Genomic DNA, 253 nt, shown 5'->3' with positions numbered 1-253 from the left:
CGGCGGCAGCATTCTGAATACCGGAAGCATTACTGCTTCCGACACGCTGACGGTCAATACCGACACATTGACCAATCAGGCGAACCAGGTCGACGTCGGTCAGATTTGGGCCAAGGTCAAAGGTGGTTACGTCGATACCACTGGCACGACAGTTCAGCCGGGCGGCTTCATGAGCGCGGTGAACATGGATCTCAACGTTCAGACGTTGGATCAGATCGGTGGTGCATTGCAGAAGCTCAACGCGGACGGCACG

General features: G+C 56.5%; 1 protein-coding gene. It reads left to right on the top strand.

Features of this window, described 5'->3' with window-relative positions:
- Positions 1–253: hypothetical protein (locus SB822_RS59040; RefSeq protein ID WP_410859368.1), on the top strand; the 253-nt coding region annotated here is incomplete at both ends.

Origin of the sequence: Paraburkholderia sp. SIMBA_054, assembly GCF_046534875.1 — a bacterium.
GTDB classification, from domain to species: domain Bacteria; phylum Pseudomonadota; class Gammaproteobacteria; order Burkholderiales; family Burkholderiaceae; genus Paraburkholderia; species Paraburkholderia hospita.
The sequence above is the reverse complement of the archived record's forward strand: the minus strand, read 5'-3'. Positions and strand labels throughout refer to the sequence as shown.